This window comes from Pusillimonas sp. MFBS29, assembly GCF_020687695.1.
Classification (GTDB): Bacteria; Pseudomonadota; Gammaproteobacteria; order Burkholderiales; family Burkholderiaceae_B; genus Pusillimonas_C.
In genome coordinates this window covers 395376-417380 of the sequence record NZ_JAJEWL010000003.1, presented here as the reverse complement: position 1 = coordinate 417380, position 22005 = coordinate 395376, and the positions used below count along the sequence as shown (strand labels likewise).

At 56.0% G+C, this 22005-nt stretch carries 18 protein-coding genes; 11 read left to right on the top strand and 7 right to left on the bottom strand.

What is annotated here, in order from left to right; genetic code table 11:
- Window positions 1-35 precede the first annotated feature (35 nt).
- Window positions 36-2651, bottom strand: a complete 2616-nt coding sequence (gene rpoD, locus LKR43_RS07005) for an RNA polymerase sigma factor RpoD (RefSeq protein WP_227683306.1) — start codon at window positions 2649-2651, stop codon at window positions 36-38.
- Window positions 2652-2974: 323 nt separating this feature from the next.
- On the opposite strand from rpoD, the gene LKR43_RS07000 reads away from it, so the two are divergent.
- Window positions 2975-4552, top strand: a complete 1578-nt coding sequence (locus tag LKR43_RS07000; protein WP_227683305.1) for a DNA cytosine methyltransferase — start codon at window positions 2975-2977, stop codon at window positions 4550-4552.
- A 108-nt stretch (window positions 4553-4660) separates the two neighbouring features.
- Here the strand turns inward: LKR43_RS07000 and gyrB are convergent, their stop codons facing one another.
- The 3 genes from gyrB to dnaA all read right to left on the bottom strand — a co-directional run bounded on the left by gyrB (window position 4661) and on the right by dnaA (window position 9726).
- Window positions 4661-7111, bottom strand: a complete 2451-nt coding sequence (gene gyrB, locus LKR43_RS06995; protein ID WP_227683303.1) for a DNA topoisomerase (ATP-hydrolyzing) subunit B — start codon at window positions 7109-7111, stop codon at window positions 4661-4663.
- Between the two features lie 93 nt (window positions 7112-7204).
- On the bottom strand, window positions 7205-8314 hold the full coding sequence (dnaN, locus tag LKR43_RS06990) for a DNA polymerase III subunit beta (protein ID WP_227683302.1): 1110 nt from the start codon (window positions 8312-8314) through the stop codon (window positions 7205-7207).
- Window positions 8315-8316: 2 nt separating this feature from the next.
- Entirely contained in the window at window positions 8317-9726 is a 1410-nt protein-coding gene (gene dnaA, locus LKR43_RS06985) for a chromosomal replication initiator protein DnaA (protein WP_227683300.1), read from the bottom strand.
- A 224-nt stretch (window positions 9727-9950) separates the two neighbouring features.
- Between dnaA and rpmH the strand changes: the two genes are divergently transcribed.
- The 10 genes from rpmH to LKR43_RS06935 all read left to right on the top strand — a co-directional run bounded on the left by rpmH (window position 9951) and on the right by LKR43_RS06935 (window position 18986).
- Window positions 9951-10085, top strand: coding sequence for a 50S ribosomal protein L34 (rpmH, locus tag LKR43_RS06980; RefSeq protein ID WP_013744005.1), 135 nt, complete (start codon window positions 9951-9953; stop codon window positions 10083-10085).
- A gap of 32 nt (window positions 10086-10117) precedes the next feature.
- Window positions 10118-10504, top strand: coding sequence for a ribonuclease P protein component (locus LKR43_RS06975; RefSeq protein WP_227683299.1), 387 nt, complete (start codon window positions 10118-10120; stop codon window positions 10502-10504).
- Complete coding sequence (gene yidD / locus LKR43_RS06970) at window positions 10501-10740, top strand: membrane protein insertion efficiency factor YidD (RefSeq protein ID WP_227683297.1); 240 nt, start codon at window positions 10501-10503, stop codon at window positions 10738-10740. Before LKR43_RS06975 ends, yidD begins: the two co-directional genes overlap by 4 nt.
- 122 nt (window positions 10741-10862) lie before the next feature.
- A complete protein-coding gene (gene yidC, locus LKR43_RS06965; protein ID WP_227683295.1) occupies window positions 10863-12560 on the top strand; it encodes a membrane protein insertase YidC in 1698 nt (565 codons plus the stop codon).
- A 172-nt stretch (window positions 12561-12732) separates the two neighbouring features.
- Window positions 12733-13935: an ABC transporter substrate-binding protein gene (locus LKR43_RS06960; RefSeq protein WP_227683293.1), complete on the top strand. Its 1203-nt coding sequence runs from the start codon at window positions 12733-12735 to the stop codon at window positions 13933-13935.
- 52 nt (window positions 13936-13987) lie between these two features.
- A complete protein-coding gene (locus LKR43_RS06955) occupies window positions 13988-14911 on the top strand; it encodes a branched-chain amino acid ABC transporter permease (RefSeq protein ID WP_227683292.1) in 924 nt (307 codons plus the stop codon).
- 14 nt (window positions 14912-14925) lie between these two features.
- On the top strand, window positions 14926-15924 hold the full coding sequence (locus LKR43_RS06950; RefSeq protein ID WP_227683290.1) for a branched-chain amino acid ABC transporter permease: 999 nt from the start codon (window positions 14926-14928) through the stop codon (window positions 15922-15924).
- Window positions 15921-16664: an ABC transporter ATP-binding protein gene (locus tag LKR43_RS06945; protein ID WP_227683288.1), complete on the top strand. Its 744-nt coding sequence runs from the start codon at window positions 15921-15923 to the stop codon at window positions 16662-16664. Before LKR43_RS06950 ends, LKR43_RS06945 begins: the two co-directional genes overlap by 4 nt.
- Complete coding sequence (locus LKR43_RS06940) at window positions 16661-17374, top strand: ABC transporter ATP-binding protein (protein WP_227683287.1); 714 nt, start codon at window positions 16661-16663, stop codon at window positions 17372-17374. Before LKR43_RS06945 ends, LKR43_RS06940 begins: the two co-directional genes overlap by 4 nt.
- A 172-nt stretch (window positions 17375-17546) precedes the next feature.
- Window positions 17547-18986, top strand: a complete 1440-nt coding sequence (locus LKR43_RS06935) for a catalase (protein ID WP_227683286.1) — start codon at window positions 17547-17549, stop codon at window positions 18984-18986.
- A 25-nt stretch (window positions 18987-19011) separates the two neighbouring features.
- Here LKR43_RS06935 and LKR43_RS06930 read toward each other — a convergent pair whose 3' ends face one another.
- From LKR43_RS06930 to LKR43_RS06920, 3 genes are all read right to left on the bottom strand, one after another.
- Entirely contained in the window at window positions 19012-19947 is a 936-nt protein-coding gene (locus tag LKR43_RS06930) for a succinylglutamate desuccinylase/aspartoacylase family protein (RefSeq protein WP_227683285.1), read from the bottom strand.
- Window positions 19948-19976: 29 nt separating this feature from the next.
- The gene (locus LKR43_RS06925; protein WP_227683284.1) at window positions 19977-20963 is read right to left on the bottom strand and encodes a tripartite tricarboxylate transporter substrate binding protein; all 987 of its coding nucleotides are present in this window, start codon (window positions 20961-20963) and stop codon (window positions 19977-19979) included.
- A 129-nt stretch (window positions 20964-21092) separates the two neighbouring features.
- On the bottom strand, window positions 21093-22001 hold the full coding sequence (locus LKR43_RS06920) for a LysR family transcriptional regulator (RefSeq protein ID WP_227683283.1): 909 nt from the start codon (window positions 21999-22001) through the stop codon (window positions 21093-21095).
- Window positions 22002-22005: the final 4 nt, after the last annotated feature.

Sequence of the window (22005 nt, the reverse complement as noted above, 5' to 3'; positions counted from 1 at the left end):
CTCAGAGCTAGTTGGAGTATCGTCATCTTTCACGTTCAGTCGCCCTCAAAGTATTCCTTAAGATAATCCGCCCGGCTCGGATGGCGTAGCTTCCTTAAGGATTTTGCTTCGATCTGGCGGATGCGCTCACGGGTAACGTCGAACTGATTGCCAATCTCCTCCAAAGTCATGCCATCGCAGTCAATACCGAAACGCAGGCATAGAACTTTGTTTTCTCGAGGCTTTAGGCTCGAAAGTACTTCTCGGACGATATGCTCGAACTGTTTGATCTCGACTGAATCATAAGGGGATGGCACAACGAACCCTATTTCTTGTGTGTAGGCAATGAGATCAGACTCCTTACTGTTCTCAATCACTTGATCCAATGGTATCGCCTCCATATCTGCTTTCAGGATCTTGTGAATTTTTTCCTCCGACATTTCCATCCGTATCGCCAAGGAGAAAAGGTCCGCGTCCACACCAGTTTTCTCGAAAATCTCACGACGAATTTGATCCATCTTGTTGATGGATTCAACCATGTGGACCGGAAGTCGAACAGTCCGTGCCTGGTCTGCAATTGCGCGGGTGATTGCTTGCCGTATCCACCAGGTTGCGTAAGTTGAAAACTTGAAGCCGCGACGGTACTCAAATTTGTCCACCGCCTTCATCAGCCCAATACTACCTTCCTGAATCAGGTCTGTAATTTGCAAGCCGCGATTGCCGTATTTTCTGGCGATAGAAAATACCAGACGGAGGTTGGCAACTGTCATTTCATGTTTGGCCTTGCGGACCTTGGCCTCGCTGACAGCCATACGTTTACCGATAGCCTTCAAGTCCTTTATGGGTAACATCATGTCGTGCTGCAATTCGACAAGCTTCTGTTGTGCCTCCAGGATCGCAACGGTGTATTGCATCAGGCTATCTGAGTAACTGCCTCCAGCGACGATCTCCTTATTGACCCACCCAAGACTCGTTTCATTGCCCAGGAACGCGTTGATGAAGTACTTGCTGGGCATACCGGCATGATCTACGCAGAGTACCTTGACCGCGCGTTCCTGAATGCCCACCTCGGTCATCTTGGCTCGAATGGTTTCTGCCAAGGAGTCAACCATTTTTGCCGCGAAACGTATGCCGATCAATTCGGCCTGGATAGCTTTATGCGCCTCCATATAGGCTGAAGACTGGGTCCCCTCGGATTCGAAAACCACCCGCATCTTATTGAACCAGAACTCAACTGTTTCAAATTTTTTAAGGGACTTTACGCACAGTTCTTCCAACTGCTTGCTCGTCATTCCGCCGGTTGGACCAACATCATCCTCCGTAATCACACCTGAGCCCGCGTAGTCCTCGCCGTTTTCGTCGATCAAACCATCAATGATGTCATCAATTTGGGCGGATCCGTCTCGTACCCGACTCATGTGCGCCAATATCTCGCTGATCGTGGCTGGGCACGCGGCAATAGCCATCACCATGTCTTTGAGACCCTCTTCGATGCGCTGGGCAATAGCGATCTCAGCTTCAGCAGTCAACAGATCATGAGCATTAACTTCCTTCAGGAATAACCATAACGGTTCGTTGTCCTGTCGGGATAGTTCTCCATAAAAAGATAGGGCTTCTTCAGCCGCTGATTCCAGCTCCCCATTCTGATCATTCGGAATGTCGGTTGTCTCGGACCATTCCCAATGCTCATCGGTGACGAGAATACCTAGGTCACCAAGCAGATTGAGAAGATGTATTTCCGGTAAGGCATCCCTCTCCTCGGATAGCCTTAAGGTGAGGTCTACAAAGGACTGTCGCGATACAGCGCCATATTTCATCCCTCTCAGGATAAAGTGACGGAAGGACTCTGAGATTTCCAGATCGAAATTTCGACGACTTTTTTTGCCATCCGGAAGGTCAATATCAATGTCAGACCAGTCTTCATAGTCATCTATAAGTATGTGATCTGATATCTGACTCTGCAGTTGTATGGCCTCGTTCTCGCAAGCTTCACTTGTCAGGGGAAGAGGCAAATCCTCGTCAGGCTCCCATCCCGAAAGGTCGAGAATTTCTTCATCTGGGAGGGCTGGCATGCTAACCGGTACAGGACTGGGCGCCGGTCTCCCAATAACTTCACCATTTGCGGTTGATAAAGCCGGTTCGTAAATCGCGCCAATGAATTGAAGGCCTTTGATTGACTGAGCCGCTGGAGCTTCATGATGGACCGCATGTGAAAGAGCCTGATTTGTCATTTCAACCGGAGACCAAACCGGCTCGAAACTGCTATTTGATATTTCAGCAGTCCGAAGGACTCCGGCTAACAGAGTCGGCTCCGATAGCGTTCCAACCGCTGGGGAATCCTGTATTTCCTGAGTGGCCAGCGCCGAAGCGATGTGCTCCCTTATTAGTGCAGTAACACCGGCATTGTTGGTGCTCTTCGCCACTGAAAGAGCATCCTCACCGTTTCTATCGCAAACGTGAGGGTCTGCACCTGATTCCAGCAAAAATTGGCATATGTGTGCATGCCCATGAAAGGCAGCCAGAATCAATGGCGTGCGTCCTTCACTATCGGTAGCATTTACGCTCATTCCTTGTTTGATACGTAATCGCACCACGGGCAGGACACCTGCCCGTATAGCCAACTTAAGCAAATGGGGTAGGGGTTTGTTATCAGAGTCGGGGCTATAACTCACACTTCCCTCCCTCTCAACAGGTTTCCAGAAGATGGGCCGGTGCTACAAACCACGGCAGCAACTCATCAAATTGGTGGCCGTTTCGCTGGCTCCTGTAAGTTGGCACATCCCATTTAGTATGCATGGACAGAACTAACCCGCCTTGGGGTTGAATCTATTGCTGGTGGCATTATCGTATCAGGTTGACACAAACAGTGAGTTTTTGCCAAATTTGGATTTCAGCTATATGCTGTCGTCCAGACAAAGCCACTGTTCATTCCGCTGAGATTGGCCTGGTATACTCCGAGACTGGCGCAAGCCTTTTCCCGATAAGTTGAAGAATAATGAAGCAGCCTGAGCCCATACCTGTAATAGACCTTTTTGCAGGCCCTGGGGGGCTGGGCGAGGGGTTCTCCTCAATTATGGGCCGCGATAACCGTAGTAGGTTCGAAGTCCGTGTATCCATAGAAAAGGAAGCCATTGCTCATCGCACTTTGTCCCTGAGAGCGCTGTATCGGGCCTTGTGCAAAAAGCATGTTCCTGATTGCTACTACGACTACGTATCGGGCAGAATTTCGCGTGATCAGCTGTTCGAGCATCCAGATGTTCCCGAGGAGGCCCGGGTTGCTGCGCTGGAAGCACACTGTGCGGAGTTGGGTGGAACACCTGATGCAGAGATTGACGGACTGATCGAACGCGCCCTGGGAAACTCTTCCGAATGGGTGCTAATCGGTGGGCCGCCATGCCAAGCCTATTCGATGGCCGGACGGTCAAGAATGAGACTGGGAAACCCTAAGAAATTTGAACGGGATAAAAGGCATCTTCTATACGAGCAGTATCTGCGTATTCTGAGAGATTTTGGGCCCTCAATATTCGTAATGGAGAATGTGAAGGGTATCCTGACGTCACGCCTAGGGGGGGCGTTCATATTTGAGCGAATACTCTCGGATTTGAGTGACCCCGGGAATGGACTTCATTATCAGATTCGGTCATTCGTAACTGATGGTTCGGATTTGGCACCTCTGGATTACCTGATTGAGTCAGAAGCTTATGGCCTGCCTCAGGCCAGGCATCGTGTCATCCTCTTCGGTATTCGCTCTGATGTAGTCGAAGCCGGATCTGACCTGCTGAAGGAAGACGGGCGCTTACTATTGAAGGCACCAGGTTCAAAAGTGACGGTCGATCAAGCGTTAGCAGGTATGCCGCCGCTGCGCAGCAGGCTTTCAAAAGAAGATGACAGCCATGAGTTGTGGCTATCGGCTTTAAAGAATGCCAAGCAAGGCCTGAAAACGTGGCGCCATCCCGACCGGCATGATATTGAGCAGAGGATGAGCCAGGCATATGCTGAGGCCTGGAATCATCAATCCTTTGGCGGACTATTTGTTGCAGGCGCACCAGATTTTTCCACAATGCCCGACGCCTTACGTGAGTGGCTGGAAGATCCAAGGCTGCCCGGGGTGCTTCAGCATGAAACTCGAAAGCACATGCGCTCGGATCTTGAGCGATACCTGTTTGCATCATGCTATGCGAAGGTAACGGGACGATCTCCTAAGCTGGATGACTTTCCGCCCAGGCTTTTGCCCATGCACGGCAATGTACTTGACGAGAACATTCCCTTTAAGGACCGATTCAGGGTCCAGCGAGGGGATGACCCTTCGACCACTATCGTGTCGCATATTGCGAAGGATGGTCATTACTATATTCATCCTGAACCTTCTCAGTGCCGGAGCCTGACTGTAAGGGAGGCGGCACGCCTGCAGACGTTTCCGGATAATTACTATTTTGAAGGAAACCGGACGGAGCAGTATTGGCAAGTCGGAAACGCTGTGCCGCCACTTCTGGCGCGGCAGATTGCCGAGATTGTTCTGGATCTGCTTGATTCGGTCCGTTGCCAGCAGCGCAAGCATTTGGCTTTCGGTTGAACAAACTCAGATCGCCAACCGAAAAAGAAAAGGCTACCTCGCGGCAGCCTTTTCAGTTACATCTAAACGATCTGGGAAAAATCTAAGTGTTCGCGGGATCCTACACCCCTAAACGTCAATATTCCCCGCCTGCAGCGCATGCAGCTCAATAAACGCCCTGCGTGGTTCAACGTTGTCGCCCATTAGCGTGGTAAAGATCTCGTCGGCTGCGATGGCGTCTTCGATCTGTACGCGCAACAGACGGCGTGCGGAAGGATCCATGGTGGTTTCCCAGAGCTGGTCGGGGTTCATTTCACCCAGGCCTTTGTAGCGCTGCTTGCTGATGCTGCGGTCGGCTTCGCCGCGCAGCCATTGCATGGCTTCGCGGAAGTCGGAAATGTATTTCTCCTTGCGCTTGTCGCCTTCGCCGCGCACGATACGGGCGCCCGGTTCCATCAGGCCGATAAAGGTTTGTGCTGCCTTGGCCAGAATGGCATAGTCGGCGCCGCGCACGAATCCGCGGTCGAATATGCTTACCCGCACATTGCCGTGATGCATGCGGTTCAGTACCAGGCGCCAGGCGTCGCCGTCTTCATTTGCCTCGACGTTCACCGAAACACCATTGGGTACGGCAGGATCATCAATGGCTTCGAACAGGCGCTGTGCGGAAGCGGCGGCGTGCTCGGCATCGGTCAGGTTGATTTCCACGCCTTCAGCCATGGCTGACAGGGCTTCCATATCAAGACTGCGGGAAAGCCGGTTGATGACCGAGTCGGCCATGATGTACTGGCGTGCCAGTTCTCCCAGCGCCTCGCCGCTGATGGGCTCGGCACCTTCCTTGACGTACAGCGCCGCATCTTTCAATGCGACCTGCAGCATGAACTGGGCCTCTTCGGCGTCGTCTTTCAGATAGCGCTCTTCACGGCCGACCTTAACCTTGTACAAGGGCGGCTGGGCAATGTATACGTGACCACGCTCGACCAGCTCGGGCATCTGGCGATACAGCAGCGTCAGCAGCAGTGTGCGGATGTGTGCGCCGTCAACGTCGGCGTCGGTCATGATGATGATGCGGTGGTAGCGCAGCTTGTCGATGTTGAAGTCGGGCCCTATGCTGGTACCCAGGGCGGTGATCAGCGTGGTGATCTGTTCGCTGGATATCAGGCGGTCAAAGCGGGCTTTTTCCACGTTCAGCACTTTGCCGCGCAAGGGCAGAATGGCCTGGAATTTGCGGTCGCGACCCTGTTTGGCCGAGCCGCCGGCGGAGTCACCCTCGACGATATAAATTTCGCACAGCGCAGGGTCTTTTTCCTGGCAGTCGGCCAGTTTGCCGGGCAGGCCGGCACCTTCAAGCACGCTCTTGCGACGCGTCATTTCGCGCGCCTTGCGGGCGGCATCGCGGGCACGCGCAGCCTCGATCACCTTGTTGCACAGGGCTTTTGCATCGTTGGGGTTTTCAAGCAGCCAGGTTTCCAGTGTGCGGGCAACGGCCTCTTCGACAGCCGGGCGCACTTCACTGGACACCAGCTTGTCTTTGGTCTGGCTGCTGAACTTGGGCTCGGGCACCTTTACCGAAAGCACGCAGGCCAGGCCTTCGCGCATGTCGTCGCCGGTAGTGTCGACCTTGGCTTTTTTGGCCAGTTCGTTATCGGCAATGTACTTGTTCAGCACACGCGTCATGGCTGCGCGCAGGCCGGTAAGGTGGGTACCGCCGTCGCGCTGGGGAATGTTGTTGGTGAAGCACAGTACGGTTTCGCTGTAGCTATCGTTCCATTGCATGGCCACGTCGACGCCGATGGTTGCATCACCCACAACGGATTCCGTGCTGACTGAAAATACGTTCGAGTGCAGCACGGTTTTGCTGCGGTTGATGTATTCGACAAAGCCTTTGACGCCACCCAGGAAGGCGAAGTTTTCTTCTTTGTCGTTGCGCTCGTCAACCAGGCGGATCTTCACGCCATTGTTCAGGAATGACAGCTCGCGCAGGCGCTTGGCCAGCAGATCATAGTGGTATTCGATGTTCTCGAAGATCTGGTCATCGGCCAGAAACTGTACGCGCGTACCCGAGACATCAGTGGTGCCGGTAACGGCCAGGGGTTCGACACGCTCGCCGCGCCGGAACTCCATTTCGTGCACTTGTCCGTTGCGGGAAATGGTCAGGCGCAGCCATTCCGACAACGCGTTGACGCAGGATACCCCCACGCCATGCAGACCACCCGAAACCTTGTAGGAGTTGTGATCAAACTTACCGCCGGCATGCAGCTCGGTCATGACGATCTCGGCCGCGCTGCGCCCGAACTCGTCGTCCTTGTGAATGTCGGTGGGAATGCCGCGCCCGTTGTCGCTGACCGAGATGCTGTTGTCGGCATGTATGGTGACGACGATATCGTCGCAGTAGCCGGCCAATGCCTCGTCGATGGCGTTATCAACGACTTCGAAAACCATATGATGCAGGCCGGTTCCGTCGGAGGTGTCGCCAATGTACATGCCGGGACGCTTGCGTACAGCCTCGAGCCCCTTGAGCATTTTGATGGAATCCGCACCGTAACCCGGTGCGGCGACATTCGTGGTTTGATCTGACATAGTTTATGAAAACCTTATTTACGCCTTGCGGCTATTGAAGCGCCCGGACCGGCACGCCCGGGGGCACTTCGTTCAACGAGACATTGCAGATGCTTAGATCCGCATCGGCATGACCACGTATTTGAACTGGTCGTCTTCGGGTGACGTAATCAACGCCGAAGCATTGACATCCGGCTGCACCGACCACTGTATGGTCTCGGTCTTGACGTTGGCCAGTACGTCGAGCAGGTAGCTGACGTTAAAGCCTACGTCCAGCGGCTCATGCGCGTAGTCGATATCGATCTCTTCCTGTGCCTCTTCCTGCTCGGCGTTGGTCGAGGATATTTTCAGCTGGTTATCAGACAGCTGCAGGCGCACGCCCTTGAGCTTGTCGGTGGTAAGAATCGCAGCGCGCTGCAGGCTGCCCTGCAAGGTCTCGCGATTCACGGAAAAGTGACGGGTGTAGTTGCTTGGAATGACACGAGTGAAATCGGGAAACTTGCCCTCGACCAGCTTGGACACCAATTCGACGTCGTCGAAGCGGAAACGAATCTGGCCAGTCGCCACATCGATGGAAACCGGCTCATCGATATCGCCAAGCAGGCGCTGCATTTCAAGCACGGTCTTGCGTGGCACGATCACGTCGTGCTTTTCAGTTATGCCTTCTACGGCTGTGCCACTGTGAGCCAGACGGTGCCCGTCGGTTGCCACGGCGCGCACAAAGCCCGGTTCAAATACAAACAGCAGGCCATTCAGGTAATAACGTATATCTTGCTGGGCCATCGCAAAGTGCACCATGTTGAACAGGTGCTTCAGCGTTTTTTGCGTCAGCGAGAACGAGACATCCCATTTCTCGGGCTGGGCCAGGGTGGGGTACTCGGAAGCAGGCAGTGTTTGCAGTGCGAAGCGACTTTTGCCCGCCTGCACCGACAGCTTGGAGCTGGCCAGACCCAGCTTGACGTCGCCCGTGTCGGGCAGGGCACGCAGGATATCCACCAGCTTGCGGGCAGCAACAGTTGTCGACTCGTTGTCGTCGCCCACGCCAAACTCGGCGTGGGTGGTGATTTGAACCTCGAGGTCGGTCGCAATGAATGCCACGCCGTTGCCTTCTTTACGCAACAGGATGTTGGCAAGTATGGGCAGCGTGTTTCTTCGTTCGACGATGCCCGCTACAGTCGATAACGGTTTCAGCAATGCATCACGAGTCGCTTGTACGAGTTGCATGGTTATCCTTTTAAGGTTTGTTCTAATACGTGTAATGCGTGGTTGAGCTCGGTCTGCTTGGATCGCGCGTCGGAAATTTTACGCACGGCATGCAGCACGGTAGTGTGATCCCGACCGCCGAACAAGTCGCCGATTTCGGGCAGGCTTTTTTGCGTCAGTTCCTTGGCTAGATACATGGCCACCTGCCGCGGCATTGCAATGTTGGCCGGCCGGCGCTTGGAATACATGTCGGCCACCTTGATCTTATAGAAGTCGGCCACCGTCTTCTGGATGTTTTCGACCGTGATCTGTCCGTTGGACACCGACAGCAGATCTTTCAAGGCATCTTTGCAGACGTCTACCGTCAGCACTTCGCGCCCATGGAAGCGGGCGTAGGCCGACACCTTACGCAAGGCGCCTTCAAGCTCGCGTACGTTGCTGCGCAGATGCTTGGCAATGAAGAAGGCCACTTCCTCGGGCATGGCAACGCCTTCGGTTTGCGCCTTGTGCAGCAAAATGGCAACCCGCATTTCCAGCTCGGGCGGTTCGATGGCAACCGTCAGGCCCGAATCAAATCGCGAAATCAGCCGGCTGTCGATATTGGCCAGCTCTTTGGGATAGGTGTCAGACGTAATGATGATCTGCTTGCGCTGGGCCACCATGGCTTCGAACGCATAGAAGAATTCTTCCTGAGTGCGGTTCTTGCCGGCAAAAAATTGTATGTCGTCGATCAGCAGCAAATCGAGCGAATGGTAATAGCGCTTGAACTCGTCGAACGCCTTGCGCTGATAGGCCTTGACCACGTCGGAGACGTACTGGTCGGCATGCACGTAACGCACACGCGTTCCGTTGCCATTGGCCAGCAAGGTGTTGCCTATGGCATGTATAAGATGGGTCTTGCCCAGCCCGACGCCCCCATAAAGGAAAAGGGGGTTGTATGAAATGCCTGGGTTCTCGGCAACCTGCAGCGCCGCAGCACGCGCCAGCTGGTTGGCTTTGCCCGTAACAAAGTTTTGGAAGGTCAGTTCGGTATTCAGCCGGGAGCGGTCTTGTACCTGCTCGACCACCGCATTCGATACCAGCGCGGCCGCAGTTGCGGGAGCGGCGCCGCCAGCGGCGACAGGCGCAGGTTGTGGCGCACCGGGGCGCGCAGGGGCGGCCGCACGTGTTGCGCCGGCGCCACCTGCCGCAGTGGCCAGCTCAAACGACACTTGCACCGGCCGCTTGTACCATTCGGTAGCCAGGGCTTCTATTTTGTGCGAGAAATTCTTGCGGACCCAATCAAGCTTGAAGCGATTGGGCGCAGAGACGCGCAGTACCGCCTGCGTGTCGTCGAACGCAATGGGCACCAATGGGCGTATCCAGGCACTTATTTGCTGCGGGGGTAGGTCCTGCTCCAGTTGCTGGACGCAGGTCTGCCAAAAATCTTTCATGTCCACCACTTCTGTAAACCTCGATTCTACCCTGTTGAGGCCATAGTTATCCACAGGCAGGACACGTTGACCACCCGGTATTTATGCTAAGCATTTGACTAAACACTGAAAATTTGATGAAATGGCGGGCTGTACACCGAATTTTCAATACCAATAACTCGCAGCCGCGGCTTTTTATGTGGCTGGCCTTAGGGTTGTTGGCAGCTCTTTTATTTGGATTATCCATGAAACGCACTTTTCAACCTTCAGTTACTCGCCGCAAGCGCACCCACGGTTTTCGCATTCGCATGAAGACCCGTGGCGGTCGTGCCGTGATCAACGCACGCCGCGCTAAAGGCCGTAAGCAGCTGGCTGTTTAAGCCCGCCGCTTAGTGTCCGGCCGGCTGGCCCCATGGTGGGTGAAACAGCCTCAACGCGAGCCACGTTTCCTGCTGCGGCCCGCTTGCACCGCCCCTCGGAATATGCTCTGGCCCTTAAAGGCCGGCGCCTTGCCAGAGGGGCTTTATTTGTTGTAACGACGCCTCGCGGCGATTCCGGCGCGCAGATTGCCCAAGCCCGTCTGGGCTTGATCATTGCCAAACGCTTTGCGGCGCAATCTGTAACCCGCAATGCCATCAAGCGCGTCATACGCGAGGCTTTTCGCAACAGGCGTCAGGTATTGCCGCCACGTGACCTGGTGTTCAGGTTGCACTCCAAGGTTGGCCCGGTCAGTCTTACTGTGCTGAAAAAGCAAGTACGCAACGAGGTCGACCAGTTACTGGACAAGGCCATGCAATGATTAAATCGCTGCTTATCGCCCCCATCCGGTTCTATCAGTATGTTTTAAGCCCGTGGGTGGGCAGGAGCTGCCGCTTTACACCTACGTGCTCGCAGTACGCTATTGAAGCCATAGAAATTCACGGAGCCCTGAAGGGCTTATGGTTGGCCACTCGCCGCATCGCGCGCTGTCAGCCGTGGTGCCAGGGCGGATACGACCCGGTCCCCGAATCCGACCACTCCCACCGGCACACCTGAGCTTGCCGTGGAGCAATCAATTCGGGCTTGCTCTTTGTTATCAATCCACGCTCATCTGATATTCAGCTGGGCTACGTTAAACTGTCGGGCCTTTGCTCGGCTTTAACTCAAAAACAGGCGCTATGGATATCCGACGCACCGTCCTCTGGATGATTTTCTCTCTTTCGCTCTTGCTGCTATGGAATAACTGGCAAGTGCATAACGGCAAACCCTCTTTGTTTGGTGCCAGCTCCAGCGCCACACAAACGGCTGAAGCCCCCCAGGCAGCGCCCGCACCAGCGGCTGACCCCAGCGTCCCCAGTGGCACCGCAACGGCCAGTAGCAGTGCGCCTTCGGGCACCGAAACCGTGCCGGGCAGCAGTACCCCTGCTCCGTCCGCCACCTCGCAGAAAGTTAATATCAAGACCGATGTCTATGATCTGACCTTCGACACCATGGGTGCGCAGCTGGTCAAGGCCGAACTGGTCAAGTACACCGCACCGGGCAACAAGGATCAGCCCATGATCCTGCTCGATAACACTGCTAACTACACTTATCTTGCACAAACCGGCGTCATCGGGGCGCCCAACGGGCAAAGCTATCCCAACCATCTGACCCCCTTCAGCCTGGTTTCATCTGAAACCAGCCTGACCGGTGACAGCCTGGACGTGGTTTTCGAAGCCCAGGCCGACGGCGTGAAGGTAGTCAAAACCTTTACCCTGCACAAGGGCAGCTACGATATCGACGTCAAGCACGATATCTACAACCTGGGCACGCAAGCCATTACGCCCTCGCTGTATTTGCAGCTGGTACGCGACGGCAATGATCCGTCCGACTCGTCCTCGTTCTACAGCACCTTTACCGGCCCCGCCCTGTATTCGGCGGAAGACAAGTTCCAGAAAGTTTCCTTCTCGGATATCGACAAGGGCAAGGCCAGCTACACCAAGCAGGCCGATAATGGCTGGATAGGTATGGTCCAGCACTACTTTGCTTCTGCCTGGGTACCCGCACAAGGCACGGTACGCCACAACGAAACCTTGCGCCTGTCCGACAATCTGTACGCCATACGCAGCATCGAAAGCGCCGGCACGATTGAACCCGGCCAGAACACCAGCGTCGCCGCAAATCTGTGGGTAGGCCCTCAAGACCAGAAAGCCATGGCCGAAGTGGCTCCTGGCCTTGATCTGGTTGTCGACTACGGCTGGCTGACCATCATCGCCAAGCCTCTGTTCAAGATCATGACGTGGCTGCATGCCATTCTGGGCAACTGGGGCTGGACCATCGTTGCGCTAACACTGTTGATCAAGCTGGTCTTCTACCCGCTGTCGGCCGCCAGCTATCGGTCCATGGCCAAGATGAAGCAGGTCACTCCCAGGTTGCAGGCCTTGCGTGAAAAGTTTGGCGACGACAAGGCCAAGCTGAACGCGGCCATGATGGAAATGTATCGAACCGAAAAAATCAACCCCTTGGGTGGCTGCCTGCCCATGGTGGTTCAGATTCCGGTGTTCATTTCGCTGTACTGGGTTCTGCTGGGCAGTGTTGAAATGCGCGGTGCGCCCTGGATACTCTGGATCCAGGACTTGTCGGTACGCGATCCCTGGTTCATTTTGCCGGCAGTCATGATGGCCACCATGTTCCTGCAGATCAAGCTGAACCCCACACCGCCTGATCCCACCCAGGCCAAGATCATGATGATCATGCCTTTGGTCTTCGGTGGCATGATGTTCTTCTTCCCGGCCGGTCTGGTGCTTTACTGGTGCGTGAACAACGCCGTATCGATCGCCCAGCAGCGCTACATCATGTACAAGCTCGACAAGGAAACGGCAGCAGCAAAACGCTGATTGCTTTTCCACCCCGGTAACGGTAAAACGTTACCTGGAAGGCGCACCCAGTCTGTATGCCCGGACTGGCTGCGCCTTTTCTTATGCCCATTGGGTATTTCCCGATGGCCAAGGCCCAAAGCCTAATGTAACTTTCAAGGCTGCCGCTTTGTCAAAAATAACCGGAGACAACATGAACCTCGTTAACCCACCTGCAAGGCGTCGCCGCTTCCTGCGCCCGGCCCTGGCCGCTACGGCTCTATGCGGCATCCTTGGCGCCACTACGGGCTTTGCACAAGAACCCGTCAAGATCGGCTTCATCGGCACTCTGTCCGGCCCGGGTGGAGCTCTGGGTCAGGATCAATACGATGCGTTCATGCTGGCTGTCGAGCAAAATGGCGGCAAACTGGGCGGTGTACCAGTCGAGGTTGTCCGTGAAGATGACCAGCTCAAGCCCGACCTCGGCGTACAGGCAGCCACCAAGCTGCTCAAGAGCGAAAACGTTGACTTCATCACCGGAGTCACATTTTCGAACGTCATGATGGCTATTCATAAGCCCATCACCGACGCCAAAGTCTTCTTCATAGGCTCCAACGCCGGCCCCGCACCCATAGCCGGCAAACAGTGCTCGCCCTATTACTTCTCCACTTCGTGGGACAACGACATGCTGCACGAAGCGGGCGGTCAGTTGGCCAGCGATCTGGGCTACAAGAACATGTATGTCATGGCCGCCAATTATCAGGCCGGCCGTGATGCTGTGTCTGGTTTCAAGCGCGACTACACCGGCAACGTCATCGACGAGGTCTATACCCAGGTCAACCAGCCCGACTACTCGGCGGAAATTGCACAGCTGCAGGCCTCTGAGCCCGACGCTGTCTATGTGTTTTATCCCGGTGGCATGGGCGTAAACTTCGTCAAGCAATACCGGCAGGCCGGCCTGCTGGGCAAGCTTCCCCTGATCTCGGTCTCTACCATCGACGGATCAACACTGCCCGCACTCAAGTCCCTGGCCGTCGGCGCCATTACCAGCGCCCCCTATGCGCCCAATATCGACAACGCCCAGAACAAGCAGTTTGTTGAAGCATTCGTCAAGGCCTACAAACGGCAACCTTCGATGTACGCCGCCCAGTCTTACGACGCAGCCAATCTGATTGCCTCGGCCCTGAAGAAAGTCGACGGCAAACTCGACAACAAGGAAGCCGTTCTGGCCGCACTGAAAGCTGCCGACTTTGACTCGGTTCGTGGCAGCTTCAAGTTTGCCAGCAACCAGTTCCCCGACGCACCGTTTTATCGCGTAGACGTTGTCGAAGGTCCCGACGGCGCCGAACTTCAGGCCAAGACGCCCATCGTCATCAAGACTCGCGCAAACTTCCACGAGCAGTGCCCCATGAAATAACGCCTTGCGGCCAGCCGCAAGGCTGGCCGGTCAAGATGTGCCGGAGGGCGCTTTGAGTCTCAATCTTTTTATCATTCAGTCGCTGAATGGCCTGCAGCTGGGCATTTTGCTGTTTCTGATGGCTGCCGGCCTGACACTCGTCTTCGGCATCATGAGCTTCGTCAATCTGGCCCATGGATCCATGTACATGATGGGCGCTTTCTTCGCCGCCTCCCTGTACAGCCATACCGGCTCTTTCCTGCTGGCTGCCGTATTGCTGGTTCCCGCCATGATGGCGCTGGGGCTGGCGGTGGAATGGGTGGCGCTGCGCAAGCTCTACCAGCGTGACCACCTTGATCAGGTGCTGGCCACCTTCGGCCTGATTCTTTTCTTCAATGAAATTGCGCGCATGATCTGGGGGCCATCGCCCTATTACATGGACGTGCCCGAGTTCCTGCTGGGCTCCGTCAGCCTGTTCGGCATCGTCAATTATCCGGCATACCGGCTTGTGATCATCGTATCGGGTTTGCTCATCGCCCTGGGCTGTTATCTGCTCATACACCGTACCCGCGTTGGTATGCTGATACGCGCGGGTGCCACCAACCGGACCATGGTCGGTGCACTGGGCGTGAATATCGCACTACTCAATTCCCTGCTGTTTGCGCTGGGCGCGGTCCTGGCCGGCCTGGCCGGCCTGCTGGCCGGGCCCATCATGTCGGTACAGGCCGGCATGGGCGAGCCCGTACTCATCCTTACCATGGTGGTCATCGTCATAGGCGGCATAGGCTCGATACGCGGCGCCTTCTACGCGGCGCTTATCGTCGGCATCGTCGACACGCTGGGGCGCACACTGCTGCCCACGCTGCTGCGCAGTTTTCTTGAGCGCAGCAGCGCCGATATTGCCGGACCAGCACTCGCTTCCATGATGATTTACCTGCTCATGGCGCTGGTGCTGGCCATCAAGCCCAAGGGACTTTTCCCGGTACATAACTCCTGAAACAAGCACACTACATGCAAGCCTCTCCAGCTCTCGCGCACAAATGGTCAGCGAGCAACATGATCAACATCGTGTTGCTGATCATGCTCGCGCTGGTACCCCTGTATGCGCGCAGCGTGACTGACCCGTTCATCGTCACGCTGGCCAGCCGCATCGTGATTTTTGCCATTGCCGCCCTCTCGCTTAACCTGATACTGGGCTATGGCGGCCTGGTCAGCTTCGGACACGCACTCTATCTGGGCCTGGGCGTGTACTCGGCCACCATACTGAGCTTTCACGGGGTAGACAACGGTTGGCTGCAGCTGTTGACCACACTGCTTGTCTGCGGTCTGGTCGGTCTGCTTACCGGCAGCATCGCCCTGCGCACCAGCGGCATTTCCTTCATCATGATCACGCTGGCCTTTGCTCAAATGTTTTATTTTCTGTTTGTCAGCTTGAGTCAGTATGGCGGCGATGACGGGCTGCGGCTGGCCAGCGGCAGCAACTTCAACGGCATTCTGCTGACTGACGCCCGCACCCTGTATTTCGTTGCTCTGGTGCTGCTGTGTCTGAGCCTTTATGCATGCCATCGGCTGGTTCATTCACGTTTTGGTGTAGTGATCCGCGCCACCAAAAGCAACGAGCCGCGCATGCGGGCCCTGGGCTATTCCACCTATCACTATCGACTGGTGATGTATGTTATTTCGGCCAGTCTGTGCGGAGTGGCAGGGCTGCTCTACGCCAACCTGACTCAATTCGGCTCACCGTCATATATGTCCTGGACCACCTCGGGCGAGCTGATAGTCATGGTCATGCTGGGCGGCATAGGCACCTTGTTCGGCCCCTTGCTCGGGGCATTGGCCATGATACTGACCGAAGAAGGCCTCAAGGCACTGACTGAACACTGGATGGCGCTGTTCGGACCGCTGCTGGTCATCATCATCATCAAGAGCAGGCTGGGTATCGCAGGAATTCTGCAGGCCCTGGATCAGCGACGCGGCAGTCCGGCAAACCACAAGCAGGAGTCCGCATGAGCCTGCTGCAAGTACGGCAACTGGTCAAGCGCTACGGCGGCCTGACAGCCACCGATCACTTTGATTTCGACGTGAACGACGGCGAAATTCATGCCATTATCGGCCCCAATGGCGCGGGCAAAAGTACCCTGATTGCCCAATTGGCCGGCGAAGTACGGCCCGATGCCGGCGAAATCATCTTCGATGGACAAGACATCTCGGGCGAACGGGTGGAACAGCGTGCCCGGCGCGGCATTGCCCGTTCATACCAGATCACGTCCGTCTTTCCGGAGTTTTCCGCCCTGCAGAATGTCATGCTGACCGTGCAGGCGCACCAGGGGCACAGCTTCCGGTTCTGGACACCGACCTCACAGCAGGCTTCCCTGACCGGGCCCGCCATGCGTGCGCTTGAGCGTGTGGGCCTTGAACACCGCATGCATGTGCCGGCGGCCGACATGGCGCACGGCGAGCAACGTCAGCTTGAACTGGCCATGGTGCTTGCAGGCCGGCCCAGATTACTGCTGCTTGATGAACCGATGGCGGGCATGAGCCAGGCCGAGTCCACGCAAATGACCAGCTTGCTGCTCAGCCTCAAGGGAGAGTACGGCATCATTCTGGTCGAACACGATATGGACGCCGTGTTCACGCTGGCCGACCGCATTACCGTGCTGGTCTACGGCCGCAGCATTGCCTGCGGCACGCCGGACCAGATTCGTGCCAATCCTGATGTCCGCGCAGCCTACCTGGGAGACGACGCATGAGCACACCCCTGCTTGAGGTGCGCGACATCCAGGCCAGCTATGGCCCGAGCCAGGCCTTGTTCGGCATGAGCTTTACGGTGTCGAGCGGCCAATTCGTTACCCTGCTCGGCCGCAATGGCATGGGCAAATCAAGCAGCGTCAAGGTCATCATGGGCCTGCTGCAGCCCTCGGGTGGAAGCATCTGGCTGAACGGACGCAACATGACCGGACAGCCCTCGCACAAGATTGCCCGCGCAGGCGTGGGTCTGGTTCCGGAAGGGCGACAGATATTTCCGAATCTCAGCGTGCGTGAAAACCTGATCGCCACCGCACACAATCGACATGCCTCGGCTTCACCCTGGACGCTGCAGAGAATTTTCGAACTTTTCCCTCGCCTGGCCGAACGGTCAGGCAACCTGGGATCAAATCTTTCGGGCGGCGAACAGCAGATGCTGGCCATAGGCCGGGCACTCATGACCAATCCGGGGCTGCTGATACTGGACGAGGCAACAGAAGGACTGGCACCACTCATCCGTGCCGAGATCTGGCAATGCCTGGCCAACCTGAAGTCACTGGGGCTGACCATCATCTGCATAGACAAGAACCTGAACTCCATGCTTGAGCTGGCCGACCACCATCATATTGTCGAGAAAGGCCGCGTAGTCTGGTCTGGCAGTTCAGCCGAACTTAACGCGCAACGCTCACAGCTTCATGCGTATCTGGGTGTTTAGCGGTTTAACATCGTTCCTGGCAATGAAATAGTTTAAATCTATTGATATAAGTTAATTAATTAACTTTACTATGTAGCAATCGCTGGCTAGACTGCATTATGAATCAGGACAAAGCGCCACTTTACGCGGCGTCCTGTATCTGCCGTATTTATTGCACATTCAGGAGGATCAGATGAAAAAGCTTACTACCGCTGCAGGTGCCCCGGTTGTCGACAACCAGAATATTCAAACTGCCGGTCCACGCGGGCCAGCCCTGCTGCAAGACGTCTGGCTAATGGAAAAACTGGCCCACTTCGATCGTGAAGTCATTCCCGAGCGCCGCATGCACGCAAAAGGCTCGGGTGCTTATGGCACCTTTACCGTTACCCACGACATCACCCAATACACACGCGCCAAGGTCTTCTCGGAAGTGGGCAAGCAAACGCCGGTGTTTGCACGGTTTTCCACCGTCGCCGGTGAACGCGGCGCCGCCGACGCCGAGCGCGACATCCGCGGCATCGCCATGAAGTTCTACACCGAAGAAGGCAACTGGGACCTGGTGGGCAACAACACGCCCGTCTTCTTCTTTCGCGACCCCCTGAAGTTTCCCGACCTGAACCATGCGGTCAAGCGCGATCCACGCACGGGCATGCGCAGCGCGCAGAACAACTGGGAATTCTGGACCGGCCTGCCCGAAGCCCTGCATCAGGTCACCATCGTCATGAGCGATCGCGGCATTCCCGCAGGCTTTCGCAACATGCACCTGTTCGGCAGCCATACGTTCAGCTTCATCAATGCCGATAACGAACGCTTCTGGGTGAAGTTCACCTTCAAGACCCAGCAAGGCATCAGGAACCTGACCGATGAACAGGCTTGTGACCTGGTCGGCCGCGATCGCGAAAGCTCGCAGCGTGACCTGTACGAAGCGATCGAACGCCAGGACTTCCCCCGCTGGACGGCCTATGTACAGATCATGCCCGAAAAGGATGCCGGCTCTTATCACCTGAATCCCTTCGACCTGACCAAAGTCTGGCCTCACGCAGACTACCCCCTGATCGAAGTTGGTGTACTTGAATTGAACCGCAATCCGGAGAACTTCTTTGCCGAAGTCGAACAGGCGGCCTTCACACCCGCCAACGTGGTGCCCGGCATCAGCTTCTCGCCCGACAAAATGCTGCAGGCCCGCCTGTTTTCGTATGGCGACGCCCAACGCTATCGCCTGGGTGTGAACCACCATCAGATTCCCGTCAATGCACCCAAGTGCCCCTTCCATAGCTTCCACCGCGATGGCGCCATGCGTGTAGACGGCAACCACGGCGGCATTACCGGCAACGAACCCAACACCCAGGGCGAATGGCAGGAACAGCCCGATTACCGCGAACCACCGCTGTCCATAGAAGGCGCGGCTGATCACTGGAATCATCGGGAAGATACCGACTATTTCTCGCAGCCCGGGGATCTATTCCGCCTGATGAATGATGAGCAAAAGCAGGTGCTGTTCGACAACACTGCACGTGCAATCGCGGGCGTATCCAAAGATGTACAGGAACGCCATATCAACCACTGCACACAGGCCGATCCGGCTTACGGTGCAGGGGTCGCGGCGGCCATCAAGGCGCTGGAAAACGCATAAGTCTTGATGGCCTTGGCCAAAGAGCTCAGTACTCTTTGGCCAGCCGCACTACTGTTACCCCTGGCCTCAACTGGCGCAGTGACGGCATGATCAGGGTGCAACGGTCGTAAGGCGTTGTGATGGGCAGGTCATCGGCCCAGCCTATCACATCGCCCTTCTTTTCCAGGATTTCCAGACCTTGCCAGTCATGGGAAAACCTCACATTCATCGATGGAGCCACAACCGCCTGCGTAACTTCCAGAACACGCTGCGCATCAGGATCAGGCAACAGCCACCCCGATGAAATCATCTCTGCAGCAACAAGGTCACAATCGCGCAACATGCGCGCAACCATATCAAGCGCAACCTGCCGGGATGCAGGATCACCGTGATAACCACATTCGATCAGCAATGCGCAAGCATCGTCCTTCGGATCACCAAAGCGCCCGTAATCCCGCATACGCGTACCATCTTTATGGCCTGCATCCACAATCACATGCTCAGGTGCCCCCAGCCGGCGCGCAAGCTCGATATTGCGGGGTAGCAGACCCGTCAGCAGAAGAGGCTTGCCGGGCTCATGCATGGAATGCAGATCCAGCAGCATATCGGCCCGTTTGACCCAGGGCAGCAATTCTGCGGCCCGGCGACGCTCCTTGTTGCTTCCGGAAGCAAGCCTGTCATCAAGCCAGACCCGATTCAGGTCTTCATCGACATATCGGCTTGCATCGGGCCGCTGCAGATCGAACTGGTCGTAACCTTCAAGATTGCAGAAAGCCAGGATCAATACGCCTTTTTGAGGACGCAACCCACTTTCAAGCAAATCCTTCAGAGCCCAGGCACCACATAATTCGTTCCCATGAATCAGAGAACTGATCATAAGTGTCGGACCGGGCACACCCGAGTCGAAACACCAGACTCCTGGAGTGCCCGTATTGCCCTGACGTTCTTGTGTCAGATCTGGATAAGGAAGATCAAAACTCATGTTTTACCTTGTGGGCAGGACGTTTCAGCTTATTGGCGTTCTATCTTTGCCAGCTTCACCAGACGGGCATATTTTTCGGTTTCCGCCACCTGGAATTTGCCTGCATCCATGCCTGGCTTGTACAAAGTGGCGCCACTGGCTTCCAGCTTCTTGCGGAACTCATCATCGTTTTGCAGCACATCGTCGAGAGCCGCCTTTAATTTCGCCGCGACGTCGTCAGGCAAACCAGCCGGGCCATACAGGCCAAACCACACGTTGATATCCACATTTTCAAAACCGGGAAATTCGGCCAGGGCAGGCATATCAGGTGCAGCAGGCGAACGCTGGGCCTCGGTAACGCCCAACGCCACAACCTTGCCGGACTTTACATGCGGCAAACCTGAAGACATCACGAAAATGCCATAGTTGAGCTGACCACTGACCAGATCGGTCAGCAATGGTGCCACGCCCCGGTAAGGAATATGTGCGGCACTGGTTCCTGTGGATTCGTTGATCATCTCACCGGCCAGATGCAGTGCCGTTCCTATCCCTGATGAACCAAAGGTATAGTCACCCGCCTTGCCGGCCTTGAGCTTTTCAAGGTACTGCGCAGCAGTTTCCACGCCGGTTTCCCTGGAAGCAACCAGCATCATGGGCTGGGCCGCGATCATGCCCACAGGCGTAAAGTCTTTCAGGCCATCGTAGTTCACGGCACTGTTGATCATGCCGGCGATCACCATTTCGTTCGTGGCACCAACCAGCAAGGTGTAGCCATCAGGCTTTGCGCGCGCAACCTTGCCGGCACCTATGGTGCCGCCGGCGCCACCCAGATTCTCTATCACGACGCTTTGGCCCAGACGCTCTGACAGCGCCTCGCCCAGTACACGTGCCGTCAGGTCTACACTGCCGCCAGCCGGATAACCTACGACTATGCTTATGGCCTTGGACGGATAATCTGCTGCCTGCGCGGGCGCCCCCAGAAGAAAGCCAGTCGCCATCAGGGTAGCCAACGCACCGCGTTTGAATAAATGCTTCATGGGATGTCTCCGGATCATTGTTCTTGAACCGATCTTCCATGACCGGTTTCCTGACAGTATTCTGGCCAAGCCGGCAACCAGGTATGTGCCATTTTAGCACATGATTGTGCTAAATTGATTCTAACCAGCTCACCGCTGCGCTATCGCCTTCCATACGGCTTCGGCCACATCGGAAAGCTGGCTGCGCGAGCGATACAGGCGCACCTCAAAGCCTATTTGCTCGCTGCGGCCTCCAAGCACCATCAGGCTGCCACGCCTGCAGTCTGCAGCAACCATAGACCACGGAAGCCAGGCTATGCCCAGTCCGTTGGCAACCGTGCCATGCACGGCATCAAGGGAATCACAGCGTATCGACGGAACCAAAGGGTAAGGCATGGTTTCTATACGATCGCCTGCAATGCGGCCCATGGCCAACCCTCTGGAATATGAAATCAGTGGCAGTGATCCACCCTCTGTATTCAGCGAGTAGCGCGGCTTTCCTTGAGCTGAAACCTGGCACACCGGGACAAGCTTGTCGGTAGCCAGCGTCATGTGCTGATACAGGTCGGGATGCAACTCCACAGACAGCGCTGGATGCTCATAACAGATCAGGAAATCGGCCTTGCCTTGGGCCAGACGGGCCGACATATCGGCCATCTGGCCAGTGGCAAGATCAACTTGTGTCGTTGATGCAAGTACGGCAGGCCGGCTTTTACGCAAACGCGCGACCCAATCGGCAACAAGAGTGCGTCCCAGGCTGCGCCCGGTAGCAATACGTAGAATTCCGGAAGCCTCGTTGTCCGGGCCTGAAATCTGGTGGCGAACACGCTGAAGCTGCTCCACCACCTGATATGCTGTCTTGAGCAAGGCTTCGCCCTGCTCGGTCAACACGACGGGGATTTGATTGCGATCGACCAGCGCAACGCCTGCCCACGTTTCCAGCGCACGAATACGGCGCCCGAAAGCCGGGTGGGTAACATGACGCGCTTCAGCAGCCCGCACAAAGCTGCCTGCCCTGGCCAGCGCGATGAAGTCTTCAAGCAGTTTCAGCTGCAGCATGGCT

Excerpts from the sequence above, each read along its gene's own strand:
- LKR43_RS07000 (WP_227683305.1), top strand. The coding sequence starts at position 2,975 with ATGAAGCAGCCTGAGCCCATACCTGTAATAGACCTTTTTGCAGGCCCT.
- gyrB (WP_227683303.1), bottom strand. The coding sequence starts at position 7,111 with ATGTCAGATCAAACCACGAATGTCGCCGCACCGGGTTACGGTGCGGAT.
- dnaN (WP_227683302.1), bottom strand. The coding sequence starts at position 8,314 with ATGCAACTCGTACAAGCGACTCGTGATGCATTGCTGAAACCGTTATCG.
- dnaA (WP_227683300.1), bottom strand. The coding sequence starts at position 9,726 with ATGAAAGATTTTTGGCAGACCTGCGTCCAGCAACTGGAGCAGGACCTA.
- rpmH (WP_013744005.1), top strand. The coding sequence starts at position 9,951 with ATGAAACGCACTTTTCAACCTTCAGTTACTCGCCGCAAGCGCACCCAC.
- LKR43_RS06975 (WP_227683299.1), top strand. The coding sequence starts at position 10,118 with ATGGTGGGTGAAACAGCCTCAACGCGAGCCACGTTTCCTGCTGCGGCC.
- yidD (WP_227683297.1), top strand. The coding sequence starts at position 10,501 with ATGATTAAATCGCTGCTTATCGCCCCCATCCGGTTCTATCAGTATGTT.
- yidC (WP_227683295.1), top strand. The coding sequence starts at position 10,863 with ATGGATATCCGACGCACCGTCCTCTGGATGATTTTCTCTCTTTCGCTC.
- LKR43_RS06960 (WP_227683293.1), top strand. The coding sequence starts at position 12,733 with ATGAACCTCGTTAACCCACCTGCAAGGCGTCGCCGCTTCCTGCGCCCG.
- LKR43_RS06950 (WP_227683290.1), top strand. The coding sequence starts at position 14,926 with ATGCAAGCCTCTCCAGCTCTCGCGCACAAATGGTCAGCGAGCAACATG.
- LKR43_RS06945 (WP_227683288.1), top strand. The coding sequence starts at position 15,921 with ATGAGCCTGCTGCAAGTACGGCAACTGGTCAAGCGCTACGGCGGCCTG.
- LKR43_RS06940 (WP_227683287.1), top strand. The coding sequence starts at position 16,661 with ATGAGCACACCCCTGCTTGAGGTGCGCGACATCCAGGCCAGCTATGGC.
- LKR43_RS06935 (WP_227683286.1), top strand. The coding sequence starts at position 17,547 with ATGAAAAAGCTTACTACCGCTGCAGGTGCCCCGGTTGTCGACAACCAG.
- LKR43_RS06930 (WP_227683285.1), bottom strand. The coding sequence starts at position 19,947 with ATGAGTTTTGATCTTCCTTATCCAGATCTGACACAAGAACGTCAGGGC.
- LKR43_RS06925 (WP_227683284.1), bottom strand. The coding sequence starts at position 20,963 with ATGAAGCATTTATTCAAACGCGGTGCGTTGGCTACCCTGATGGCGACT.
- LKR43_RS06920 (WP_227683283.1), bottom strand. The coding sequence starts at position 22,001 with ATGCTGCAGCTGAAACTGCTTGAAGACTTCATCGCGCTGGCCAGGGCA.